General features: G+C 39.1%; 25 protein-coding genes and 1 pseudogene. 9 read left to right on the forward strand and 17 right to left on the reverse strand.

Going from position 1 to position 19,296, the window contains the following annotated elements:
- Positions 1 to 4 precede the first annotated feature (4 nt).
- A complete protein-coding gene (locus ABC382_RS05840) occupies positions 5 to 322 on the reverse strand; it encodes a MazG-like family protein (protein WP_274796797.1) in 318 nt (105 codons plus the stop codon).
- Between the two features lie 241 nt (positions 323 to 563).
- On the opposite strand from ABC382_RS05840, the gene ABC382_RS05845 reads away from it, so the two are divergent.
- Positions 564 to 1,139: an LOG family protein gene (locus ABC382_RS05845; RefSeq protein WP_322611711.1), complete on the forward strand. Its 576-nt coding sequence runs from the start codon at positions 564 to 566 to the stop codon at positions 1,137 to 1,139.
- A 75-nt stretch (positions 1,140 to 1,214) separates the two neighbouring features.
- On the opposite strand, the gene ABC382_RS05850 is transcribed toward ABC382_RS05845, so the two are convergent.
- Positions 1,215 to 1,412 (reverse strand): transmembrane Fragile-X-F protein, encoded by a 198-nt coding sequence (locus ABC382_RS05850; RefSeq protein ID WP_274796795.1) that lies wholly within the window; start codon positions 1,410 to 1,412, stop codon positions 1,215 to 1,217.
- Between the two features lie 116 nt (positions 1,413 to 1,528).
- On the opposite strand from ABC382_RS05850, the gene ABC382_RS05855 reads away from it, so the two are divergent.
- The 3 genes from ABC382_RS05855 to ABC382_RS05865 all read left to right on the forward strand — a co-directional run bounded on the left by ABC382_RS05855 (position 1,529) and on the right by ABC382_RS05865 (position 4,163).
- Complete coding sequence (locus tag ABC382_RS05855) at positions 1,529 to 2,506, forward strand: dimethylarginine dimethylaminohydrolase family protein (RefSeq protein ID WP_322611712.1); 978 nt, start codon at positions 1,529 to 1,531, stop codon at positions 2,504 to 2,506.
- A 105-nt stretch (positions 2,507 to 2,611) separates the two neighbouring features.
- On the forward strand, positions 2,612 to 2,857 hold the full coding sequence (locus tag ABC382_RS05860) for a YkuS family protein (protein ID WP_274796792.1): 246 nt from the start codon (positions 2,612 to 2,614) through the stop codon (positions 2,855 to 2,857).
- Positions 2,858 to 2,996: 139 nt separating this feature from the next.
- Entirely contained in the window at positions 2,997 to 4,163 is a 1,167-nt protein-coding gene (locus ABC382_RS05865; RefSeq protein WP_322611713.1) for a Ger(x)C family spore germination protein, read from the forward strand.
- Between the two features lie 44 nt (positions 4,164 to 4,207).
- On the opposite strand, the gene ABC382_RS05870 is transcribed toward ABC382_RS05865, so the two are convergent.
- The 4 genes from ABC382_RS05870 to ABC382_RS05885 all read right to left on the reverse strand — a co-directional run bounded on the left by ABC382_RS05870 (position 4,208) and on the right by ABC382_RS05885 (position 7,578).
- Positions 4,208 to 4,867 carry an MBL fold metallo-hydrolase gene (locus ABC382_RS05870; RefSeq protein WP_322611714.1) on the reverse strand — a complete coding sequence of 220 codons (660 nt, stop codon included), beginning with the start codon at positions 4,865 to 4,867 and terminating at the stop codon, positions 4,208 to 4,210.
- A 143-nt stretch (positions 4,868 to 5,010) separates the two neighbouring features.
- A complete protein-coding gene (locus tag ABC382_RS05875) occupies positions 5,011 to 6,165 on the reverse strand; it encodes an MFS transporter (RefSeq protein ID WP_322604882.1) in 1,155 nt (384 codons plus the stop codon).
- A 415-nt stretch (positions 6,166 to 6,580) separates the two neighbouring features.
- Entirely contained in the window at positions 6,581 to 6,733 is a 153-nt protein-coding gene (locus tag ABC382_RS05880; protein WP_274796788.1) for a hypothetical protein, read from the reverse strand.
- A 191-nt stretch (positions 6,734 to 6,924) separates the two neighbouring features.
- Positions 6,925 to 7,578, reverse strand: a complete 654-nt coding sequence (locus tag ABC382_RS05885) for a hypothetical protein (RefSeq protein WP_322611715.1) — start codon at positions 7,576 to 7,578, stop codon at positions 6,925 to 6,927.
- Positions 7,579 to 8,109: 531 nt separating this feature from the next.
- Between ABC382_RS05885 and ABC382_RS05890 the strand changes: the two genes are divergently transcribed.
- Positions 8,110 to 8,589 (forward strand): Ltp family lipoprotein, encoded by a 480-nt coding sequence (locus tag ABC382_RS05890; protein ID WP_409264032.1) that lies wholly within the window; start codon positions 8,110 to 8,112, stop codon positions 8,587 to 8,589.
- 324 nt (positions 8,590 to 8,913) lie between these two features.
- Positions 8,914 to 9,096 carry a hypothetical protein gene (locus ABC382_RS05895; RefSeq protein ID WP_274796786.1) on the forward strand — a complete coding sequence of 61 codons (183 nt, stop codon included), beginning with the start codon at positions 8,914 to 8,916 and terminating at the stop codon, positions 9,094 to 9,096.
- Between the two features lie 616 nt (positions 9,097 to 9,712).
- Here the strand turns inward: ABC382_RS05895 and ABC382_RS05900 are convergent.
- From ABC382_RS05900 to ABC382_RS05910, 3 genes are all read right to left on the reverse strand, one after another.
- The gene (locus ABC382_RS05900) at positions 9,713 to 9,835 is read right to left on the reverse strand and encodes a hypothetical protein (protein WP_322611717.1); all 123 of its coding nucleotides are present in this window, start codon (positions 9,833 to 9,835) and stop codon (positions 9,713 to 9,715) included.
- 200 nt (positions 9,836 to 10,035) lie between these two features.
- A complete protein-coding gene (locus ABC382_RS05905) occupies positions 10,036 to 10,971 on the reverse strand; it encodes a PD-(D/E)XK nuclease family protein (RefSeq protein WP_313470580.1) in 936 nt (311 codons plus the stop codon).
- Between the two features lie 12 nt (positions 10,972 to 10,983).
- Positions 10,984 to 11,724 carry a sulfite exporter TauE/SafE family protein gene (locus tag ABC382_RS05910; protein ID WP_312506293.1) on the reverse strand — a complete coding sequence of 247 codons (741 nt, stop codon included), beginning with the start codon at positions 11,722 to 11,724 and terminating at the stop codon, positions 10,984 to 10,986.
- 93 nt (positions 11,725 to 11,817) lie between these two features.
- On the opposite strand from ABC382_RS05910, the gene ABC382_RS05915 reads away from it, so the two are divergent.
- Positions 11,818 to 12,309 carry a DUF1648 domain-containing protein gene (locus ABC382_RS05915; RefSeq protein WP_322611718.1) on the forward strand — a complete coding sequence of 164 codons (492 nt, stop codon included), beginning with the start codon at positions 11,818 to 11,820 and terminating at the stop codon, positions 12,307 to 12,309.
- A gap of 43 nt (positions 12,310 to 12,352) precedes the next feature.
- On the opposite strand, the gene ABC382_RS05920 is transcribed toward ABC382_RS05915, so the two are convergent.
- The 6 genes and pseudogenes from ABC382_RS05920 to ABC382_RS05945 all read right to left on the reverse strand — a co-directional run bounded on the left by ABC382_RS05920 (position 12,353) and on the right by ABC382_RS05945 (position 15,763).
- Positions 12,353 to 12,982 carry a type 1 glutamine amidotransferase family protein gene (locus ABC382_RS05920; RefSeq protein ID WP_322611719.1) on the reverse strand — a complete coding sequence of 210 codons (630 nt, stop codon included), beginning with the start codon at positions 12,980 to 12,982 and terminating at the stop codon, positions 12,353 to 12,355.
- Positions 12,983 to 13,031: 49 nt separating this feature from the next.
- A pseudogene (locus ABC382_RS05925) lies at positions 13,032 to 14,004 on the reverse strand (helix-turn-helix transcriptional regulator).
- Between the two features lie 74 nt (positions 14,005 to 14,078).
- Entirely contained in the window at positions 14,079 to 14,732 is a 654-nt protein-coding gene (locus tag ABC382_RS05930) for a hypothetical protein (RefSeq protein ID WP_322611720.1), read from the reverse strand.
- 8 nt (positions 14,733 to 14,740) lie between these two features.
- Positions 14,741 to 14,908 (reverse strand): hypothetical protein, encoded by a 168-nt coding sequence (locus tag ABC382_RS05935; protein ID WP_274796777.1) that lies wholly within the window; start codon positions 14,906 to 14,908, stop codon positions 14,741 to 14,743.
- Entirely contained in the window at positions 14,901 to 15,086 is a 186-nt protein-coding gene (locus ABC382_RS05940; RefSeq protein WP_322611721.1) for a helix-hairpin-helix domain-containing protein, read from the reverse strand. Before ABC382_RS05940 ends, ABC382_RS05935 begins: the two co-directional genes overlap by 8 nt.
- A 71-nt stretch (positions 15,087 to 15,157) precedes the next feature.
- The gene (locus ABC382_RS05945; RefSeq protein ID WP_313470575.1) at positions 15,158 to 15,763 is read right to left on the reverse strand and encodes a CPBP family intramembrane glutamic endopeptidase; all 606 of its coding nucleotides are present in this window, start codon (positions 15,761 to 15,763) and stop codon (positions 15,158 to 15,160) included.
- Between the two features lie 183 nt (positions 15,764 to 15,946).
- Here ABC382_RS05945 and ABC382_RS05950 point away from each other — a divergent pair, with 183 nt between their 5' ends.
- On the forward strand, positions 15,947 to 16,639 hold the full coding sequence (locus ABC382_RS05950; RefSeq protein ID WP_322611722.1) for a class I SAM-dependent methyltransferase: 693 nt from the start codon (positions 15,947 to 15,949) through the stop codon (positions 16,637 to 16,639).
- Here ABC382_RS05950 and ABC382_RS05955 read toward each other — a convergent pair.
- Both ABC382_RS05955 and ABC382_RS05960 read right to left on the reverse strand, forming a co-directional pair.
- Positions 16,636 to 17,289: a hypothetical protein gene (locus tag ABC382_RS05955; RefSeq protein ID WP_322823678.1), complete on the reverse strand. Its 654-nt coding sequence runs from the start codon at positions 17,287 to 17,289 to the stop codon at positions 16,636 to 16,638. The genes ABC382_RS05950 and ABC382_RS05955 overlap by 4 nt on opposite strands.
- Positions 17,290 to 17,328: 39 nt before the next feature.
- Positions 17,329 to 17,769 (reverse strand): GNAT family N-acetyltransferase, encoded by a 441-nt coding sequence (locus ABC382_RS05960; protein ID WP_322611724.1) that lies wholly within the window; start codon positions 17,767 to 17,769, stop codon positions 17,329 to 17,331.
- Positions 17,770 to 17,881: 112 nt separating this feature from the next.
- Between ABC382_RS05960 and pdxR the strand changes: the two genes are divergently transcribed.
- Positions 17,882 to 19,264: a MocR-like pyridoxine biosynthesis transcription factor PdxR gene (gene pdxR, locus ABC382_RS05965; protein ID WP_322611725.1), complete on the forward strand. Its 1,383-nt coding sequence runs from the start codon at positions 17,882 to 17,884 to the stop codon at positions 19,262 to 19,264.
- The last annotated feature ends 32 nt before the right edge of the window (positions 19,265 to 19,296 follow it).

Genomic DNA, 19,296 nt, shown 5'->3' on the forward strand with positions numbered 1-19,296 from the left:
CCTCCTAATCCTGATAGCGTTTTAACAGCTTGTCTTGATGAGCAGCAAATATGTCCTCTAGGGGAATATCATATTGATTTGCAATGACAATAATATTCCCTATCACATCGCCAAGCTCTTCCTTTAGCTCTTGTTTATTTTCCTCATAGGATGCTATTTTTTCATCTGGTCGGTCTCTACCAATTTCTAATGCTCGAATAGCTCTTGCAACTTCGCCTGTTTCTTCTGCCAAAAACCCAATACGTGTAAAAATATTGAGCTCTGACCAACCCCGTTCTTCATAATAATCCTTCACCCAACGTTGAAACTCATTTAATTGCATGTTCTTTTCCTCCATTCCTTTCCACTTCAAAATAAATTATACTATTAATTGCGGCTCGGCGTAATGATTGTCCAGATTTTTCAAGCTTGCTCAAAGCTCCTCTACTAAATCTGTGACATCCGCCTGAGACCTATCTTATTTCAGTAGTTTTTTCATTGAGCAGATCAAGGATGCTTCGCTTTCGCTCGAAAAACCGTGCTGAACCAAGATAATCGAATGATTAGATATGGAGGAATCAACTATGAAAAGTATCGCAGTATTTTGTGGGTCCAGTATCGGCGCTTCTGATGCCTATCGTGAAGGGGCTATCCGCCTAGGTAAAGAATTAGCAAAGCGCCACATTACTCTCGTATATGGAGGTGCTAGTGTCGGAATTATGGCTACAGTAGCAAATACGGTTCTACAAGAAGGTGGAAAGGTCATTGGGGTGATTCCGACATTATTAGAGGAACGTGAGATTGCTCATCAGCAGCTATCCGAGTTAATCGTTGTCAATACGATGCATGAACGAAAGAGTAAAATGATGGAACTAGCGGATGGTTTTATCGCCCTACCTGGAGGCCCTGGAACATTAGAGGAATTTTTTGAAGTGTTTACTTGGAATCAAATCGGCTTGCATCAAAAGCCTTGTGCTATTTTCAATATCGAGGGCTATTTCGATTTATTAATTTCATTTTTTGACCATATGCAACAGGAACAATTTTTAAAAGCGCAATATCGAGAGGCACTTATTGTTGACGAGGACGCGGCAGCACTATTAGATAAATGTGAAAGCTTTGTTCCAACCGCTATAAAAACCTATGAACTTAGCAAATAATTACGAAGTGGTAAGATTCGTTCCAATTGGACGGAGCTTACCACTTTTTAGTTCCCGATTAAGCATCCCAATAGGTTAAAGACCTGCCCTCTTTTGTCGTTTTTTCACTGCTACTACACCAATCAACACAGCGACGAGCTTCACCACCAATAATAGTACATACAAACTAATTGAGATAATGGCAGGTAATAAGACTAGCCACCATGACCATGCTATGACATCTGTCCATTTTAATACAACCAAAACGATGGTCAACACTTCTGCAATGCCCATCTTTTCACCACCTTACTACCATTCTTGACTATGTAGTTACTATATAGCTTAGGATAAGGACACAACGGAGAATATAGTTCACTCTTTTTCTCCATCATACAACAGGAGGAAGTACGATGACGAATATTTTTGTAAAAAGTGAGTTTGCTCCTTTAAAGAGAGTGGTAATGGCTCAATCAGAATTTGCTTTTCCCTCAAAAGACGAGTTAACAGATGATGAATTTTTAACTGAAGAAACGTTAGCACTCTATGCTGGTGTCGATACGAAGGGTAAAAATTATAAAGATGTTTTTCCAGAAAGACAGCAGCAATGGGAATTGGAACGTCTTAATTTAAAGAAAGTTTTAGAAAAGTATGGGGTTGAAGTCCATTCTCCAAGACTTTTAACAGACTATGAGAAGGAATTAGGAAAAGAGGATGGCTATAGCAATTTCTTTGTCCGAGATCCGTTTTTCACCATTGGTCCATTGTTAATTGAAGGCTCACTTCGATTTCCCCATAGACGCAATGAAATTTTGCCTGTGCGTCATCTTTTAGCACAGGAGGCAAATGAAAATCAATGTTACTATGTCTCTATTCCAAAGCCAGATATGGCAGAAGGACAAGCGTCAGAAGCGGGTCCCTTTTTAGAGGGAGGCGATGTCTTAGTTTTAGATAAAATAATTTTCGTTGGAAATTCAGGACTAGCTTCCAATCAAAATGGCGTTCAATGGCTACGTAATTTAGCGAGTAACTTCGATTATACGGTAGTTGAAGTTCCGCTTCATCCAACTATTCTTCATTTAGACTGTGCTCTTAGCTTGGTAAGAAACGGACTTATAATTGTTTGTGAGGAAGCCTTTTTAGATGGTATTCCTGAACAGCTAAAGGATTGGGATAAAATTCACGTTTCCTTAGAAGATGCGGCACGACTTGCTACCAATGGTTTACCTGTTAATGAACAGGTTTATATTACAGATAAAGAATTTACATGGATTGGTGAACAATTAGAACAAAAAGGGATCACAGTCGAATATGTTGATTTTAAAATTTCACGAAGCTTCGGAGGTTCTTTTAGATGTAGTACACAGCCACTATTAAGAACAGAGCGCTAAACTCATGTTGTGAAGAAAGCAGGAAATTATCCATCTTCCTTTAAAAAATAATATGAATAATGAGCAACCTGAAATGGCACATTATTTATAGGAGGTGGACGAAAAATGTCTAGAATTATTGGTGTGGAACAATCATTATCTAATATCGAGGATGCTTTAAAAGCAAAAGGCTATGAAGTGATCCAGCTTCGCAATGAAGAGGATGCCAAAAAATGTGATGCCTGTATCATTACAGGTCAGGATCGGGACGTGATGGGAATTAGTGATCCAGTCATGGCTGGTCCAGTCATCGACGCGGATGGGCTTTCAGCAAACGAAGTTGTTCAACGCGTTGAGAAATACTTTCATTAACTGAGTAAGTGCTGCCACAGCTTCTTTTTGACTGTAGGCAGCACTTTTCTATTCCATTCTCCTACATACTATCTTACTTATAATATACTCATTTTTTGTCCAAACTAATGTACACGACCTTTAAAAAGTAGGGAGACATATGAGTCAAAAAAATATAGTAGTGGCTATGTTTATGTTTACTATTACACTCCTGTTATCAGGCTGTTGGGATGTCACAGAGCCACAACGAATGTACTATGTGCAAGGTGTTGGAGTAGATTATAAGGACAATGAATATACTGTATACTTACAAATTATTAACTTTGCCACTGTAGCTAAAACAGAAACAGCAAATCCTCAAGCAGCGCCTACCGAGATAGGGAAAGCTACGGGCAAAACTATTGAAGAGGCTATTTATAAATTATATCGTTCGATGGACCAAGAAGTGTTTTGGGGGCATATGACCTTTCTTCTTTTCTCAGATAATGCTATGCGTGATGAGCATGCCATTTCTGTTATCGACACATTTTTGCGTTTTCGAGAAACCCGATATCATATTTGGGTCTACTGTACAGATGACTCGATTGAGGATGTGTTATTAGTTTCTCCATTATTAGAGAAATCACCAACCTCTGCTAAACTAAGTAACCCTAAAAATACAGCGAAGCAAGAGTCATTTGTAGAGCCTGTCAATTTAAGGCAGCTAGTCATCGGTTTAAATGAGCCAAACCATGAAATGAAGGTTCCTTACATTACCATTAATGAAAGCTGGGAAACAATAGATGGGCAAGAAAAAGAAACCTATTTTGCAGGTGTGGGTATTCTCTCAAAGGACAGCTTCAAAGGCTATTTAAAAGGGACATCTGCTCGAGGGATCGAATGGATGAATGATGCAACAAAACAAGGCGAAATTACCTTTGAATTAGCAAATAACGAAAAAGATGATTACCTAACTGTCGATATAAAAAAATTAGATGTCAAAGTTAAACCAATCGTCACTAATAGCCAAGTACGGTTTGAAGTCGTTTTAAAATTTGATACAGTCTTAAATGGCTTTAAAGGCAAGCTAGATCCAGATCAGGTAAGAAAAAAGGTTTCAGAGGAAGTCAAAAAAGAAATTATGGGTACCTTTGAGGAAGGCCTAAAAATGGATGCAGATGTCTTTCGTTTATCGGAATATTTATACCGTGATAACGTGAAAGCATGGAAAAAACTAGAGAAGAATGGCAAAATTCCATTAAACAAAGATTCCATTAGTAAAATCGATATTCATATCAATAAAGTTAGCCCAGGCCGTAAAACATTCCAAGAGACCATTACAGAATAATCAAAAATGACCAGCCTTTTGAAAATTTAAGGCTGGTCTTTATACTATATCAGGATCTTTTTCAGCTGATGGTCAATATCTCCCCTACTAGCTCCACCGTGATAGCAAACAACCGTTTCAATATCTAGATCTACATATTTCTGTAAAGAAAGACGCGCTTCCTCTAAATGTAACACAGTTGGCTCGTGTATACCCTCAAGGTGGCCATCTACACTATACATTGAATCCCCTGCAACTAATGTTTTACTTTGTGTTAAATAGAGGCTAATATGACCAGGCGTATGTCCTGGTGTATGAATAACGCGAATTCCACCGCAAAACGGTAATTCTTCCCCATCACTCAACTCTACATCGACCCTACCTTTTGGGGGATTCACTAGTTGACCATCTTTCAATAGTGGCAACTCCCCTTGAATATAAGGCTTATCAAGGGCATGAGCATAAACATGTATATGCTGTCCACACTCCTGCAAAATATCAGGAAGACAACCGATATGATCCACATCCTGATGTGTTAAAATAACCGCTTTCAGTTGATCCAAAGACACGCCCACCTGTGCCATTGCCTCACGTAACGCATCCATTTGCCCTGGAAAGCCTGCATCCAATAATACAGCCATATTCTGATCCCACACCAACATCGGATGAATGATGAACCCTTGATAGTTCAGCTCTAGCATTTTGACACCCTTTGCAATTAGCATAGCTACCACCTACCTCGCCTTGTCATTTAATTAAAAATGTTACATAGCTAGTGTTCTGTGTTCTACACTCAATTTCCTGCCTCATATGTCGTTTATGTAATAAAAGGACCAGACACTCTTTTCGATGTGGCTGGTCCTTATGATTACATGTTCTTGTTTCTTTTATAATCTCTATATACTAATAAGACGACTAAAAGGAAGCTTAAGCTAACAAGACGGAAAATCGTTTCTAAACTCATCCATTCTGCTAGAATCCCTAGTACAAAGGCACTCATGCCAACTCCAACATCGAAGCTTGAAAGAAAAGTAGCATTGGCTGCTCCGCTTTTTGCTTCACTTACTTTTTGAACAGTCCATGTTTGTAAACACGGCATAACGGTTCCATAACCTGCACCAAATAAAATTGCCGCGATCATAAGACTTCCATTATTTGTTGTATAAGACAGCACAATCAATGATAAAAATCCTAGCGTTGCTGACACAATGATGATCGACCATGGTCCGTTCCGATCAAACCATTTTCCTGTAAATGGGCGTAGTAAAGTGGAAACAATTGCATTGATGAGAAAGAATAAAAAGATATGATTTAATCCTTTTTGTTCTCCGTACAGCACTAAAAAGGTAATGATCGCGCCAAATCCAAGTGTCGTCACTATAGTTAGTAATGCTTGAAACCATACATCTTTTTCAAAAATCGCTTCCATAAAACGAAATGGCTGCTTTTCATGTTGAATAGGTGTCGCTGATTGAACAAATGGAAGTACGATGACAGCTAATACACAAAGTAAGGCAGAAGACCAAATGAGTGTATGGAAGGAAAAAGAATGGTAGATAAGAATCCCAAGACTCGGTGCAACAATTGCTCCGACTGTTGTTGAAATGGAGAAATACCCCATACCTTCTCCTAATTTAGCTTTAGGAATACTATCGACAGCCATTGTACTATTAGTTGTAGTGGAAACCCCCCAAGCCGTTCCATGGACTAGCCGTAACAGAAGGAAAAGCCAAATATTATTAAGAAAAGGATACAACATCGTAATGATTAATAACGATATACATGCACCTATCGCTAGATTTTTTCGCTGATGATCGATTAAATAGTAACCGATAAAAGGTCTGATAATAATTGCGCCTATTGTAAACACAGTCGTTACCAACCCTACTTGCATCGGGTTGGCGTTTAAACTTACTAAATAGGCCGGTAAAATTGGCAGTAACATTTCAAATCCTATAAAAATCAAAAAATTACTTATAAATAGAAAAAGAAATGACAGTGTAAAAATTTGTTGTTTATTCATTTTTAAATTCCTCGCTTCTAATTATTTTGCTAAATTAGAAGCGTTTGGAACACTGAAACATTCCTAAATTGCCTTAGTTTTTTCAGCAATCAACTCACCCTTTCTAAACGTTAATCCCAACAAAAAAAGACGCCATAAAAACCGGCGTCTAGGAATTTCTATCGATCATCCATTTTTTTACTTTTTTCATCTATGATAATAGACAGGCAAAAAGCTTCCGGTTACTATGTTTAATATGGCATTTACTTAAAAAACCACAGACTGGTCCCTTTGACAAAAAATCATCTAATTGTAAAAATGTCTTTACTTCAATTGCCATTGTTCTGTACACCATTTCCATCACTTTTTGCCTACTCTCTTAAAATTCACATTCCTTATAATTTAATACAAGTTTAGCATAAAAGCAAATTTAACTTTAATGCACAACGGTTGCATATGATTGCGGTACAATATATCCCACCTTACGAGGTGCTACTACATTTTTCTTTTCAACATTTTTTATTTCACCCTCTACAGACTTTTTCACGGGTGTTTCCAAAAGCTCAAACATCGACATTTGTTTACTCATAGACATCCCCCCTCTATGAACTTAAAAGGTACTGAACGTTCGCAATTTGCTGCTTATCATATATATGTGGAACAAGCTGAATTTATACTATGAAATTTGTTGTTGTATAAGTTTAGTCAAACATAAAGCGAGTGACATTGTTCATCACCCGCTTTTGGTTACTTACTTATTAGTACATTATTTACGATCATCTATAAATTTCGTTCAGTTTCCCCGTTCCATAATTTAAAGTGAACTTCATACGAAGCTCCACCCTCCATATGGTTTGAAACATCTGTTACATCAAGTATTTCTTTCAGGTGAATTGACTTTATCCTATTTGCCTCGATTGTTAGATGATAGGGACCCGCTATATTCATAAGTGTCGTCATACGCATGTCATCTTCCAAGTAACTAGATTCTAAAAACTCTAAATCAAATGATACAGCTTCATTGCTTCGATTATGTAATGCAAGCTCACATTCACCCATCATTAAGTCTTTACCCAACATTTCAAAATCACAGGTACCATCTCCATTGTAGGATATGGCCATTATGCCACTAGCAAAGGTTTCTTGATAGGCCGTAATGAGTAAATAAGGTAAACATGCATAGAGGATCACGACCAAACCAATTGTTCGAAAAAAATATTTGGTTATGCTCCTACCAATTAAAATGATAGCAACTATAAACAAAACCGAACCGATGATACCAAGCATCCTAAATCCATCTTTCGTTTGGATTGGAAATGACATAAATGAAGATTGAGCATAGATCATTTCGCTGTTAGGATATGGGAAAAACAGACACATACATATACCTAATATAACAATCCCGCTAATGAACGCTATTTTATTTTTAATCATTCTCTATCTCCTCGACCAAGAAGACAGAGAATTTGTTTGTTGATTCTGCACAATTTCCACCTATGACCAGATGGCTAGGTGATTTCATATAGACCATTTTCTCGCTCCCTTTTATACACATACATACCTATTTTACCATATATATCCTTAATAATAAATCATGCCTAATATGTTGAGCGTAGCTTTATAGTAATAAGGTTGAAAGATAACACTGTCCAGAAATTTTTTTCGATAAGTGGAATTTTTACTAAATTTGTATGTACTTTTACCATCAAATTACATAAAATGTAAAATAGGGGGAGGATGATAAAGATGGATGATTTATTTTTGATAATCTCGATAATGAGTTTTGTGGCAATTTTTATTTTCGTGATTTTATCAATTGTTAAATTTGCCAAAAAAGATAGTATAAAAGGTAAAAAACAAATCAAATTTGCTGGTATTTCAGTAGCCGTCATGATTGCTTCATTTATTGGGTTTGTCTCAACAACTGATTCAACTGAAACTTCCAAAGATAAGGGTAATGAAACAATTGAAACTACAGCAAAACCTAAGGAAGAAACACCTGAAGAAAAAGCTACACGAGAAGCCAAAGAAGCTGAAGAAAAAGTAGTAGCTGAACAGAAAGCTAAAGAGAATGCGGAGGCAAAGGCTAAAGCAGATGCAGAAGCCAAAGCTAAAGCAGAAGCTAAGGCTAAAGAGGAAAGTGTCCCACGAGAATATAAATCTGCCTTAAAGAAAGCAGAACAATATGCGAAAAATATGCAAATGTCAAAGGCAGGTATTTATGACCAATTAACATCGGAATACGGGGAGAAATTCCCAGCAGAAGCCGCTCAATATGCTATTGATAACATTGTTTTTGATTGGAAAGAAAACGCATTGAAAAAAGCCCAAACATACGCAAAAATGATGAGTATGTCAAATTCGGCAATTTACGAGCAGTTGATTTCTGAATATGGAGAAAAATTCACTCCTGAAGAAGCGCAGTATGCAATAGATAATTTATAATAAATACAAACCTTATAATATGTAGTGAACCTAAAAAGTGAGACTTTAACCAGAATGGAATTTTCCATTCTGGTTTTTTCTTTTATTCAATACACATCCAAGATTACTTTTTATTGTAGTATTAATCTGACTTTCACCATTTTTAAGACCTTGCTTTACTAGTATTTTTTATCATACTGGCTTTAGTAAGCTATTGGCGGTCCATACTTTATGTAAAAAAACCATCGATCATCGAGTGGTCGAAAATGAAATTAACGTGTTTAGTTGAAATTAACAGGGATATTTTATTGGATAAGTTAAATACTATCTGTAGGAGGTGTCGAAATGAAAAGAGATAAAAAAAATACAGAATTTGCAACAGACGAGCCAACAAAACAAACATTTTCAAGAGATGCAGACCCAGGTACTAGTAAAAAACGTAATGAGCGTGAAGGACAATCTGACACTGCTCACCCACATGAAGACCTTATTATTAACGAGAAAAAGGGCAAATCAACTTCATTATAATCTAAGATTAATTCGCGTTTTATCTATTTTGACCACCCATCATGAGTGGTCTTTTTCTTTTTATCTGACTATTGCTTATGCTTATTAAGACCTTGCATCAACTTTTTTGATAACTAAAAGATTATTGTACGGAAATGAAAATCTCGAAATGATATCTATATTTTTATTTGGAGCGGGTTCCTCACTTTTTGGAGCGCCTTCTATCGAATTTGGAGCGGGTCAGCTGCTGTTTGGATCACCTTGCTCTAGTTGGAGCGGGTCAACTGCTGTTTGGATCATTTCAAGCCCTAGTGGAGCGGGTTCCTCACTTTTTGGAGCGCCTTTCTGCCTTTTTGGAGCGGGTCAGCTGCTTTTTGGATCACCTCGCGCTCTAGTTGGAGCGGGTTTCACACTTGATGGAGCGCTTTCCACCCTTTTTGGAGCGCCACACCTGCTTTTTGGATCACCTTGCACCCTAATTGGAGCGGGTCAACTGCTTTTTGGATCATTTCAAGCCCTAGTTGAGCGGGTTCCACTCTTGATGGAGCGCTTTCCACCCTTTTTGGAGCGGGTCTCCTGCTGTTTGGATCATCTCGCGCTCTATTTGGAGCGGGTTTCACACTTCATGGAGCGCTTTTCATTCATTTTGGAGCGCCACACCTGCTGTTTGGATCACCTTGCACCCTAATTGGAGCGGGTCAACTGCTGTTTGGATCACTTTGCACCCTAATTGGAGCAGGTCAACTGCTGTTTGGATCACTTCAAGCTCTAGTTGGAGCGGGTTTCACACTTCATGGAGCGCTTTCCACCCTTTTTGGAGCGCCACACCTGCTGTTTGGATCACCTCGCCCCCTATTAGGAGCGGGTTTCACACTTTATCTGAGCGTTTCCTTTCATTTTGGAGCTTCTACACGTTTTCTTGCAGTTTGAAGTATTCCAATACTATTTTAGTCACTTGCTTCATTTCTCCGCACATAACTCTCTAAAATTACAGCCTCGACAATGCCATTTATCTTGTGTTTGTTCAAAATCCTCGATGTCTACGGGCTCATTGGAGAAAATATCGGCCTGATACTTTTTCATTTCTAAAACACTGCGCTGGAAGGTATACAAAATATTCTCCATATCGATGTCTGTAAAACTATATTTCTTTCGTTTTCCTGATAATAAATATTCGTTATAGACCTCGATTTGTTCAAGTGATACACGGTATTTTTGCTGAACATAGTAGGCATAGAGCGCTAATTGCTGACGATCATCATCAGATTCCCCACCCGTCTTCCAGTCAACAATAACCCATTTATCCCTCAACTCATCATAATAATGAAAGTCCATTACGACGAATACTTGGATGTCGTTGATTTTCATGGAGCGGAATTGCTCTGGTTCACCGATTCGGAGAGAACCTTTTTGTGCCGTAATTTGCTGGAATGTTTCACTCCTCAAAAAATGGTCAAAGACAATTTGTAAACGTTCTTTATAGTCCTGTATTAGTTCAGGAGGAAGTGTGCCATGATAGTAAATTTCCTGCATCATATAATATTTATTGGGCTTTTGCCGCCACCACTCTAGATGGCGTGTAGAATCAATAAAGGCCGCATTGAGCTGCCCTCGTGCGGATTGGATCAGCTCCTCTACCGTGGGAGCTCTGCCTGTTTGTAGATAATCATTAATGGCCTGCTCAATAAATCGGTGGACAATTTGCCCAAATAAAATAGGCATGGACTGTAGCTTTTTTAAACGATAAACATATTGATGAGAGGGCTCAACTTGATAGCTAAGCCATCCATTATGGGAAAAATAATATTCATAGCCATACTTGCGTGCACAGCTTGTGAGCGTTTTATGACGCGATAACGACCATGAAAAGGTTGGGTACGGTGTAATTTCAAACATGACTATCGCCTCCTATAGCTGGTGGATAAAATCATAGACAAGCTGGACGATCAGCACAATCGTAACGATACGCAATAAAAGCTTCACTTGATTGGCTTTAACTTTTCTTGCAAGGACAAGCCCAATTTGTGCACCAATTGTAGAGCCGACCATTAAAATAAGTGTTAACGGCCACTCTATTTTTCCTGTAGCAATATACGTAATCGCTGCTCCAGAACACATGGCAAAAACGCCCACCCGTGAAAGACCTACCGCTTTGATATAGGAAATCTTCTCATGTGCATATGTATAAAGTGCCAATGTGCTACTCCCTGGGCCAAACATCCCATCATAAAAACCAACTCCAAGAAGAATTGGACCATTTTTTCGATTCATTGTAAAGCGCTCTTTTTCACCAAAATCAGCACCACCCATAAAGGACATAATCAGAGCAAAGCCTAATAAAATAATGGCGATGAGCGTTAAAGTTTGACTACTCATTAACGAAGCAAAAAGTCCGCCAAGTGTACCTCCTACTAGGGATACAAGTAAGACCGAACGCATTTCTATCCAAGCCAATTCTTTTCGTTTGTAAATTGAATAAAAACTTGAAAAGGCACTCACCATATTGGACACTTTATTAGCGCCAATTGCTGAATGAACGGGAACTCCCATGAGCATCATCGTTGGTAATGTAATTAAACCGCCGCCACCAACTAATGTTCCAATGATATTCCCGATGATGCCAATTAGTAAAAACAACAAGTATTCCATAGTATCCTTCTTTCTCTAACCCATAAGCAATCATTCTATGATACAGTATAACAGATTGTTATTTTGAATGACGTTGGAAATGGGGGGGCACGGATGCACACACAACAAAAAACACCAACACCACGCTTTTGTCACCAGCTGACAATCATGGTGACTACTATTTTTATAGCGGGGATTACGGCTACATTGATCCAATATCATAAGCTTCCTGCAACAATCCCTGTATTACAAAGCTTTACAAGTGAGCAAGCCCAGTTCGGACCAAAAATTGCTATTTTTTATTTACCCTTTATCGCACTGATGCTGTTTTTACTTTTACATTATTTAGAAATGAAAGCTGCTTATCCCGTTATGCGGAAAAAGAAAGCGCAGCTGTCACATCAACAACGGCAGAATGGTATCATCACTTTTTGTCTCATAAAAAATAGTATTTTATTGTATTTTACCTATTCCCTTTTCAATGACCTTATGGTGGCATTGGGACACGAACGAATTTTACAGCAGTGGCATGCTTATCTATTTTTATTGTTATTAAGCGGGATCTTTATTGCAGGGATCTTACGAGGCTTTTTGCTAGATAAATAGAGAGCATGTTTTCAAAAATAACATGCTCCTCTTCAACTAGTCGTTATTCAATGGATGTCATTAGTTCATAAAAGTATGATTTCTCCCGCGTTTCATAAAGCTTATACCAAGCGTGTAAGGTTTCCGTTGTAAAAACATCAAGTTGCCTCAAAACATGGTAGGCAAATTCCAACGGAGCAATTCCCGATGCCGTTACTAAGTTCCTTTCCGTTACGGCTGGCTCCTGGTTAAAATGTTCATCCCCGATATATTGTGGACAAAGCATCTTCAAGTATTCGAGATCGTTACTCGTATGTTGTCTTGTATCAAGCAAACCAGCCTTTGCGAGACCAATCGTTGCACCACAAATTGCAGCTACAAAAACTTCCTCATTCAACGCCTTTGAAACCATGTGCAACATAGGATCATGAATAGACTCTAGCCATGTATTACCTCCAGGAAGAATCAAGAGATCCATGCGATTCAAGTGACATTCAGCAATAGTAATAGTCGGGAGTATCGTGATGCCTCCCATTGTCGTAACAGGACTTCTATCAATTCCTATCGTCATCACCTCTAAAGGCTCTAACCCCTTTTTAAAATACCTACCTGAATTTAATTCCGCCATCAAATACCCGATCTCCCAATCTGCCATCGTATCAAAAACATAAAGATATACTTTTCTTGTTTGCATACTAAACACTCCTTCTATTGAATGAAACTATGCTAAGTATAAAAAAACTTTACTGACATTCTCCGTCAGTAAAGTTTTCGTTTTCATAAAAATCTATCAGCTCCTTTAGAACGTCAATCATTTTTTGCTTTAGACTTATCGGTTCTATTACTTGGATCGATTTTCCATAGGGGAATAGTAAATTAGGTACATATGTATGTAACGCTTCTTCATCTAATAAAAATATCGCTTTCTTCGAGGTGATACCTTAAAAACCAATGCTGACAGATAGCATCCACCGCACTTGTCTTTCCACAAATGATGAAAGACACATGGTTCCGTTTGTCTTCTGCTTGTGGAAGAAGACTTTTCATAAAAAAATCACTGGCCGAGAACGATTGTGGTCGTTGAAAGGGTATGACTGTTTGATGCAGACTAGTAATTCGGCCAACTTTAAAATTACGAATTTCATTTCTTACATGACAAAATGCAACAACATACCAGTTTTGATTCCAATAAACCAAACCATATGGATTAATCATCCTATGTTTAGGTTGTTTTTCATTATTTGTATGGTATTCCATTTTAATCGATGTTTCGTTCACTATACTGTCTTCTAATTTTTTTAATAGCGGCTCCAATGAAGATTCAACGGGACCAATTATCTCGAAACCTTGTAAATGTTGCTGAATCATTTTTTCCTGCTCTTGATTTGAATGCATCGTAAGTTTTGTTGTTGCACTATTTAACGCTTCCTCTAAAAAGTAGCCAGCTTCTTTTGCAAAGATAGCAGCATGAAGTAATGCCGCTTTCTCATCAACATCAAAAATAAGAGGGCTTTTAATAAAATTATTCAACAGGGTATATCCCCCATGATGACCTGTTTCAGCTATAATCGGCACACCACTGGCAGAAAGTGAATTAATATAGCGGTAAACGGATCTGATATTCATCTCTAATTTTTCAGCTATTTCTTTCGCGGTTATTTTCCTGCCTGAATTCAACATCCATAAAATCTGCATCATATGATCCATTTTAGACAAACATTTTCACCTCATCGAATTATTTATTATTCATGGTGGTTCCTGACACAAAAACAGGCTACCCGATACCGTCATCAAGTAGCCCTTGGGATTATGCCTTCATTCACCCATTCTTCTTCCATATGTTTAAAATTATGTAATAAGCCATATTTCTGTATGCCACGGGCCTGATCAATACTAGCATCGGCCAATTGGCGAAACTTTGCACGATCATTTATTGTGTAGGCATAGACCGCTTCCACAGCAGGTTGCATCCAAGGCTGTGTTAATTGATCACTTCTCATATCGGCTGTTCGCCCTTCAAGAGCAGCAATATAGCATTGGGCATAGCTTGTTAAAGGCTCCTTCTCTATTTTCGCTGCTGCTACTTTTGCGGCACCCAAATTGTCCTCCATGATCGCCTTAATAAATAGATAATTATATTTAATAGCTGGTTGCTTATAATGATGGATGATGACATCGATGGCATCAAGCTGTTCCTGTTTCGTCCCATAAGCAGATGCATAGAGCGCAGCAAAGATAGGTTCCTTTCTATGATTTTTCACCCATTTATCCACCTGCTCCATATTATTTGTTCGATATAAAATATGTATATGACGGTAAATCATTGCCATTGCAATCACAGCAAATAGCCCGAGTGAGATAGATAAGCGCACACCAGCTAATGACAAAGTGATCGCTAAAACAATAATCACTAGATAAAACAATGTTAGTTTAGCTATTTTCATAAGACCTCCTACTGTAATTTCTTGCGCATTTTCCGAGAAAAAATAAAGCCAGCCCCCACAAAAAAGATAAGAGCCATCACTTTCATGATAGGAATAATAAACAGCTTGCTAATAAGGAATACAACGACTACATAATAGACCACCATTGCCAACAAAAATAACGTTAGCTTATTCACGCGATCCCCTACTTTCCTTTAGTGCCGCCTCAATCGCAGCTAATGCTTTCGGCCCCATCCCATGTAAATGAACTAACGTTGAAAGGTCGACTTTATCTAGCTGCTGCCATTCTGTATAGCCTGCTGCTTGTAAGGCACGAATTGCTGGTTTTGCAACACCCTTCGGCCACTCTGTCATATTTGCACGTCCCTTCACGACATTTTCTTCTCTGCCTATTATGCAAGTGACAGCCAAGAAATGCAAATAAGTCAAAATAGGAACATAAAGAAGCCTGCCGCTAATAGATTCCCAATAGCATGAATCGTCCAGCTAGCTACGATGGAGCCTCCAGCTAGCCGTTCATTCATCCACCCCATCACATAGCCCGCGAGTCCTGTACATCCTACTACTAGCAGAATAATATGGACAGGAAGCACCGACCAAAGCATAGCCCCATGAACACTACCAAAAACGATGCTTTGAACTATATTCCCAGCATGAAAACCAAACGAATTAGCTAGCCTTTTTAATAAAAAGCCACGGAACAATAGCTCCTCTGACAGAGCAGTTTGAATTACGGCGTATAAAAGTGCTGGTATGACCGCTGCAAATCCAAGTCCAGCAAATTGATTGGGCGCTAGCAAAGAGCTATCAATATAAAAATAGACGAGCGCAGAGTTAGGCACTAGTAACACAACAATGGATAGGACAAAGAACATGGCGTACCTTCTCTTATTCTCAATAATAGGCTTTCGCAATCCTAGCCACGTAAGAAAGGACTGTTTCTTTTTCGCTGTGCAAAACCACCAAATAAATGGAATAATGGAAAACAACATCACTTGTAGAATTGCACTAATCAAGTTTTCGAAAATCATATGATTTCTCCCCCTGTCTACTACAAGGATAGGATAAAATTCCATTATTTTCAATCTAATATTACTCATAAAGTTATTCATTAAAGAAGCCTTCCCTTTTGTTCTTTTGCTCATTTTCAGTTATACTCAATTACGGATAATAAAGATCTATAATATATACAATAAACATTGGAGGCCATAACGATGAATAAATTATCGACACATTTATTGGAGAAGGCACAAACCTATGAGCAGAGCACTCGTATTTCGGTACCTGCCTATGACACATTATTTGCCGTGACACAAGCCTACTTCCGTGCTCAGCTAGGTGAACAAGAAGCATCCCTGCTTGTCATAGGAGCTGGCGGTGGCAATGAGCTTTCAGCTTGGGGACCTACAAACCCTCATTGGACATTTACAGGGGTTGATCCAGCTGAGGAAATGCTTCAAATCGCGCAACATAAAGCCGCACAACTCGGACTAGAAGACCGTGTCCAATTATTACAAGGAACCATTGACAACCTGCCATCCAATACGCCGAAATTCGATGCGGCCAGTTGTATCCTCGTCCTTCATTTTATAGAAGATCGACAGGAAAAACTGAACCTACTAAAAAACATACACGCCCATTTAATACCAGGAAAACCCTTTGTCCTCGCCTGTGCCTACGGTGAACGTGAAAGTGAAGAACTACAAGATCGCATCAAAATATGGCAAAGCTTCTTTTTAGAGGCAGGTTACAAAAAAGAAAGGGTAGAAAGTATGGGCAAAATCATCATGAATATTTCCTTCATTTCCGCTCAAGAAATCGAGCAACTACTACAAGAAGCCGGATTCACACATATTACCCGCTTTTTCTCCTCCGGCCTTTTCGCAGGATGGATGAGCCAAGCCTAAACAAAAGAACCCGCTTTTATAGCGGGTCCTTTTTTGGGATGCCGAAGTAACTTTATTGTGGAGGGATTCCCTTTGAATTGTGTTGGATGGGTCGCTTTGCTAGGTTTGTGAGCGGCGGCCTTACTTTTATGATCACTTCTCTCTCTTCGGAGCGGGTGCCTCACTTCTATGGTCACTTCTGACTCATTTACGAGCGGGTTCCTCGCTTCTTTGATCACTTTCGATTCATTTATGAGCGGACTCCCCGCTTTTATGATCACTTCCGACTCACTTATGAGCGGACTCCTCGCTTCTTTGATCACTTCCGATTCATTTATGAGCGGACTCCTCGCTTCTTTGATCACTTCCGATTCATTTATGAGCGGACTCCTCGCTTCTTTGATCACTTCCGACTCATTTACGAGCGGGTTCCTCGCTTCTTTGATCACTTCCGACTCATTTATGAACGGACTCCCCGATTCTTTGATCACTTCCGACTCATTTATGAGCGGACTCCCCGCTTTTATGATCACTTCCGACTCACTTATGAGCGGGTTCCTCGCTTTTATGATCACTTCCGACTCATTTATGAGCGGACTCCCCGATTCTTTGATCACTTCTCTCTCACTTTGGAGCGGAGGCCTCACATTTTTTGAATACTTCCCCAACATTTATAAGGAATACCCCACTCTAATTGAACAACCCCTATATCACCAGTAAATACTGTAATAATAAACACTTTCATCAATCGTCATACCTAGTTTTTCATAGAGCTGCTGGGCATTGACATTATCTTTCGCTGTTTCGAGCATCATGTAACGGGCAGCTTCCTGTTGGCAATAGGCGTAGCATTGTTCCATTAAAGCTTGAGCGACGCCTTGCTTCCTGGCATGTTGCGCCACAAATAAATCATTTAGTATAAATGCTCTTTTCATAGCTACAGATGAAAAAATAGGGAATAATTGCGCAAACCCTACTGGCTCCTGCTCCTGGTACGCGAGAAAAATAATGGACTCCCCATTTTCCACACGTTCTTGAATAAATTGCTCGGCCTTAGTTATATCAGATGGCTGGCCATAAAATTCTCGATAGGCATTAAATAATGGTACAACTTCCCCTATTGTTGATTTTGTTACGATACTAATTTTCATGCTTCTATTCCCCATTTCTTTTTCATTGACGTTCTTGTATGATAGTAATAAAAAATCTGACATTTCAAAAGAAACAGTTTCTAAAATTTCAACATGTCAAGGCGGTGCACAATTGGACGACTTTATCTTTTTATTAACAGAGAATGAGGCAAAGTATAAACAGGTTTATCAGCAAATTAAAGCACTTATTACACAAGGGGCACTGAAAACAAACGACTCTCTACCATCCATTCGTAAACTAGCAGAAACTTTACACGTTAGTCGTAATACCACGCTAACTGCATATGAACAGCTTGTGGCAGAAGGCTATATTCGCGGCGAGGGGCGGAAGGGCTATTTTGTGAATGCGTTGGAGCAGGTTTTCTTACAGGAGCAGATAGACCCGATTATTTCGCAGACCAAATACCATCTCCCCTCCATCGTTGTAGATTTTCGAGCAGGAGCTGTTGATCAGCAACATTTTCCTTTGAAAACATGGCGTCAAATAGCCAATCAAGTATTATTGGATTCATCATGCTATCAATATGGGGAATTGTTTGGAGATTCATTGTTAAAGGAGCAGCTTGTTCAATACCTCCTACAAGCAAGGGGCGTTTCGACAACGATTGAAAATATCATTATTGGCAGTAGCACGCAGCAAATGCTCCTGCATCTTGGCTTTTTATTAAAAGACCATTTCCCAAGTATCCTTCTGGAGGACCCAGGCTACAACGGGGCACGAGAGGCTTTCCAATTACATAATTTTCATATAGAGGCATTGCCGGTAACAGAGTCTGGTGCACAGCTCAACCTATTAGCTGACAGTCCATCCCGTCTACTCTATGTCACCCCGTCACATCATTTCCCGTACGGTGTTTCTATGAATATTCAACAGCGACAGACTCTAATACAGTGGGCCCAACAAGTCGATGGCTTTATTCTAGAGGACGATTATGATGGTGAATTTCGTTATGCGCAACAGCCATTTCCTGCACTGGCATCGATCGACCCTTCTCGGGTAATTTATTTAGGCACTTTCTCCAAATCGTTTCTGCCAGGAGTTCGATTAAGCTATATGGTGCTACCGAATATGCTTGTTCAGCCATTTAAAGAACGCTTTGCTTATTTTGAACAAAATGCTTCGTCCCTCCATCAACGCACAATGGCACATTTTATGGCACAAGGGGAATGGACACGCCATATTAAAAGGATGCGCCTGACCTACAAACAAAAAATGCAGCGCCTTGTTCAGGAGCTACAACAACAATTGGGTGAGCAAGTCACGATAATAGGCGAGCAATCAGGGCTCTATGTTTTGGTGAAAATAAAGTCTGCACTTTCGGAGCAACAGCTCATCGAACAAGCAGAATCCTGCTGTGTTAAAGTATACCCAACCAGTCCGTTTTTTCATCAACAAGCAAAGGAGACACCGATGCTGCAATTAGGTTTTAGTAAGTTAACGATGGAAGAAATCAAGCTTGGTGTTGAACTGTTGAAAGAGGCCTGGCAGCCATAACAATCCACGTTATGGCTCCTCCTCTACACATG

The organism is Lysinibacillus phoenicis (genome assembly GCF_047238325.1).
Classification (GTDB): Bacteria; Bacillota; Bacilli; order Bacillales_A; family Planococcaceae; genus Lysinibacillus; species Lysinibacillus irui.

Bases quoted from the DNA above. Each gene is read 5' to 3' on its own strand.
- ABC382_RS05840 (WP_274796797.1), bottom strand. From the start codon at position 322: ATGCAATTAAATGAGTTTCAACGTTGGGTGAAGGATTATTATGAAGAA.
- ABC382_RS05845 (WP_322611711.1), top strand. From the start codon at position 564: ATGAAAAGTATCGCAGTATTTTGTGGGTCCAGTATCGGCGCTTCTGAT.
- ABC382_RS05850 (WP_274796795.1), bottom strand. From the start codon at position 1,412: ATGGGCATTGCAGAAGTGTTGACCATCGTTTTGGTTGTATTAAAATGG.
- ABC382_RS05855 (WP_322611712.1), top strand. From the start codon at position 1,529: ATGACGAATATTTTTGTAAAAAGTGAGTTTGCTCCTTTAAAGAGAGTG.
- ABC382_RS05860 (WP_274796792.1), top strand. From the start codon at position 2,612: ATGTCTAGAATTATTGGTGTGGAACAATCATTATCTAATATCGAGGAT.
- ABC382_RS05865 (WP_322611713.1), top strand. From the start codon at position 2,997: ATGAGTCAAAAAAATATAGTAGTGGCTATGTTTATGTTTACTATTACA.
- ABC382_RS05870 (WP_322611714.1), bottom strand. From the start codon at position 4,867: ATGCTAATTGCAAAGGGTGTCAAAATGCTAGAGCTGAACTATCAAGGG.
- ABC382_RS05875 (WP_322604882.1), bottom strand. From the start codon at position 6,165: ATGAATAAACAACAAATTTTTACACTGTCATTTCTTTTTCTATTTATA.
- ABC382_RS05880 (WP_274796788.1), bottom strand. From the start codon at position 6,733: ATGAGTAAACAAATGTCGATGTTTGAGCTTTTGGAAACACCCGTGAAA.
- ABC382_RS05885 (WP_322611715.1), bottom strand. From the start codon at position 7,578: ATGATTAAAAATAAAATAGCGTTCATTAGCGGGATTGTTATATTAGGT.
- ABC382_RS05895 (WP_274796786.1), top strand. From the start codon at position 8,914: ATGAAAAGAGATAAAAAAAATACAGAATTTGCAACAGACGAGCCAACA.
- ABC382_RS05905 (WP_313470580.1), bottom strand. From the start codon at position 10,971: ATGTTTGAAATTACACCGTACCCAACCTTTTCATGGTCGTTATCGCGT.
- ABC382_RS05910 (WP_312506293.1), bottom strand. From the start codon at position 11,724: ATGGAATACTTGTTGTTTTTACTAATTGGCATCATCGGGAATATCATT.
- ABC382_RS05915 (WP_322611718.1), top strand. From the start codon at position 11,818: ATGCACACACAACAAAAAACACCAACACCACGCTTTTGTCACCAGCTG.
- ABC382_RS05920 (WP_322611719.1), bottom strand. From the start codon at position 12,982: ATGCAAACAAGAAAAGTATATCTTTATGTTTTTGATACGATGGCAGAT.
- ABC382_RS05930 (WP_322611720.1), bottom strand. From the start codon at position 14,732: ATGAAAATAGCTAAACTAACATTGTTTTATCTAGTGATTATTGTTTTA.
- ABC382_RS05940 (WP_322611721.1), bottom strand. From the start codon at position 15,086: ATGACAGAGTGGCCGAAGGGTGTTGCAAAACCAGCAATTCGTGCCTTA.
- ABC382_RS05945 (WP_313470575.1), bottom strand. From the start codon at position 15,763: ATGATTTTCGAAAACTTGATTAGTGCAATTCTACAAGTGATGTTGTTT.
- ABC382_RS05950 (WP_322611722.1), top strand. From the start codon at position 15,947: ATGAATAAATTATCGACACATTTATTGGAGAAGGCACAAACCTATGAG.
- ABC382_RS05955 (WP_322823678.1), bottom strand. From the start codon at position 17,289: ATGTTGGGGAAGTATTCAAAAAATGTGAGGCCTCCGCTCCAAAGTGAG.
- ABC382_RS05960 (WP_322611724.1), bottom strand. From the start codon at position 17,769: ATGAAAATTAGTATCGTAACAAAATCAACAATAGGGGAAGTTGTACCA.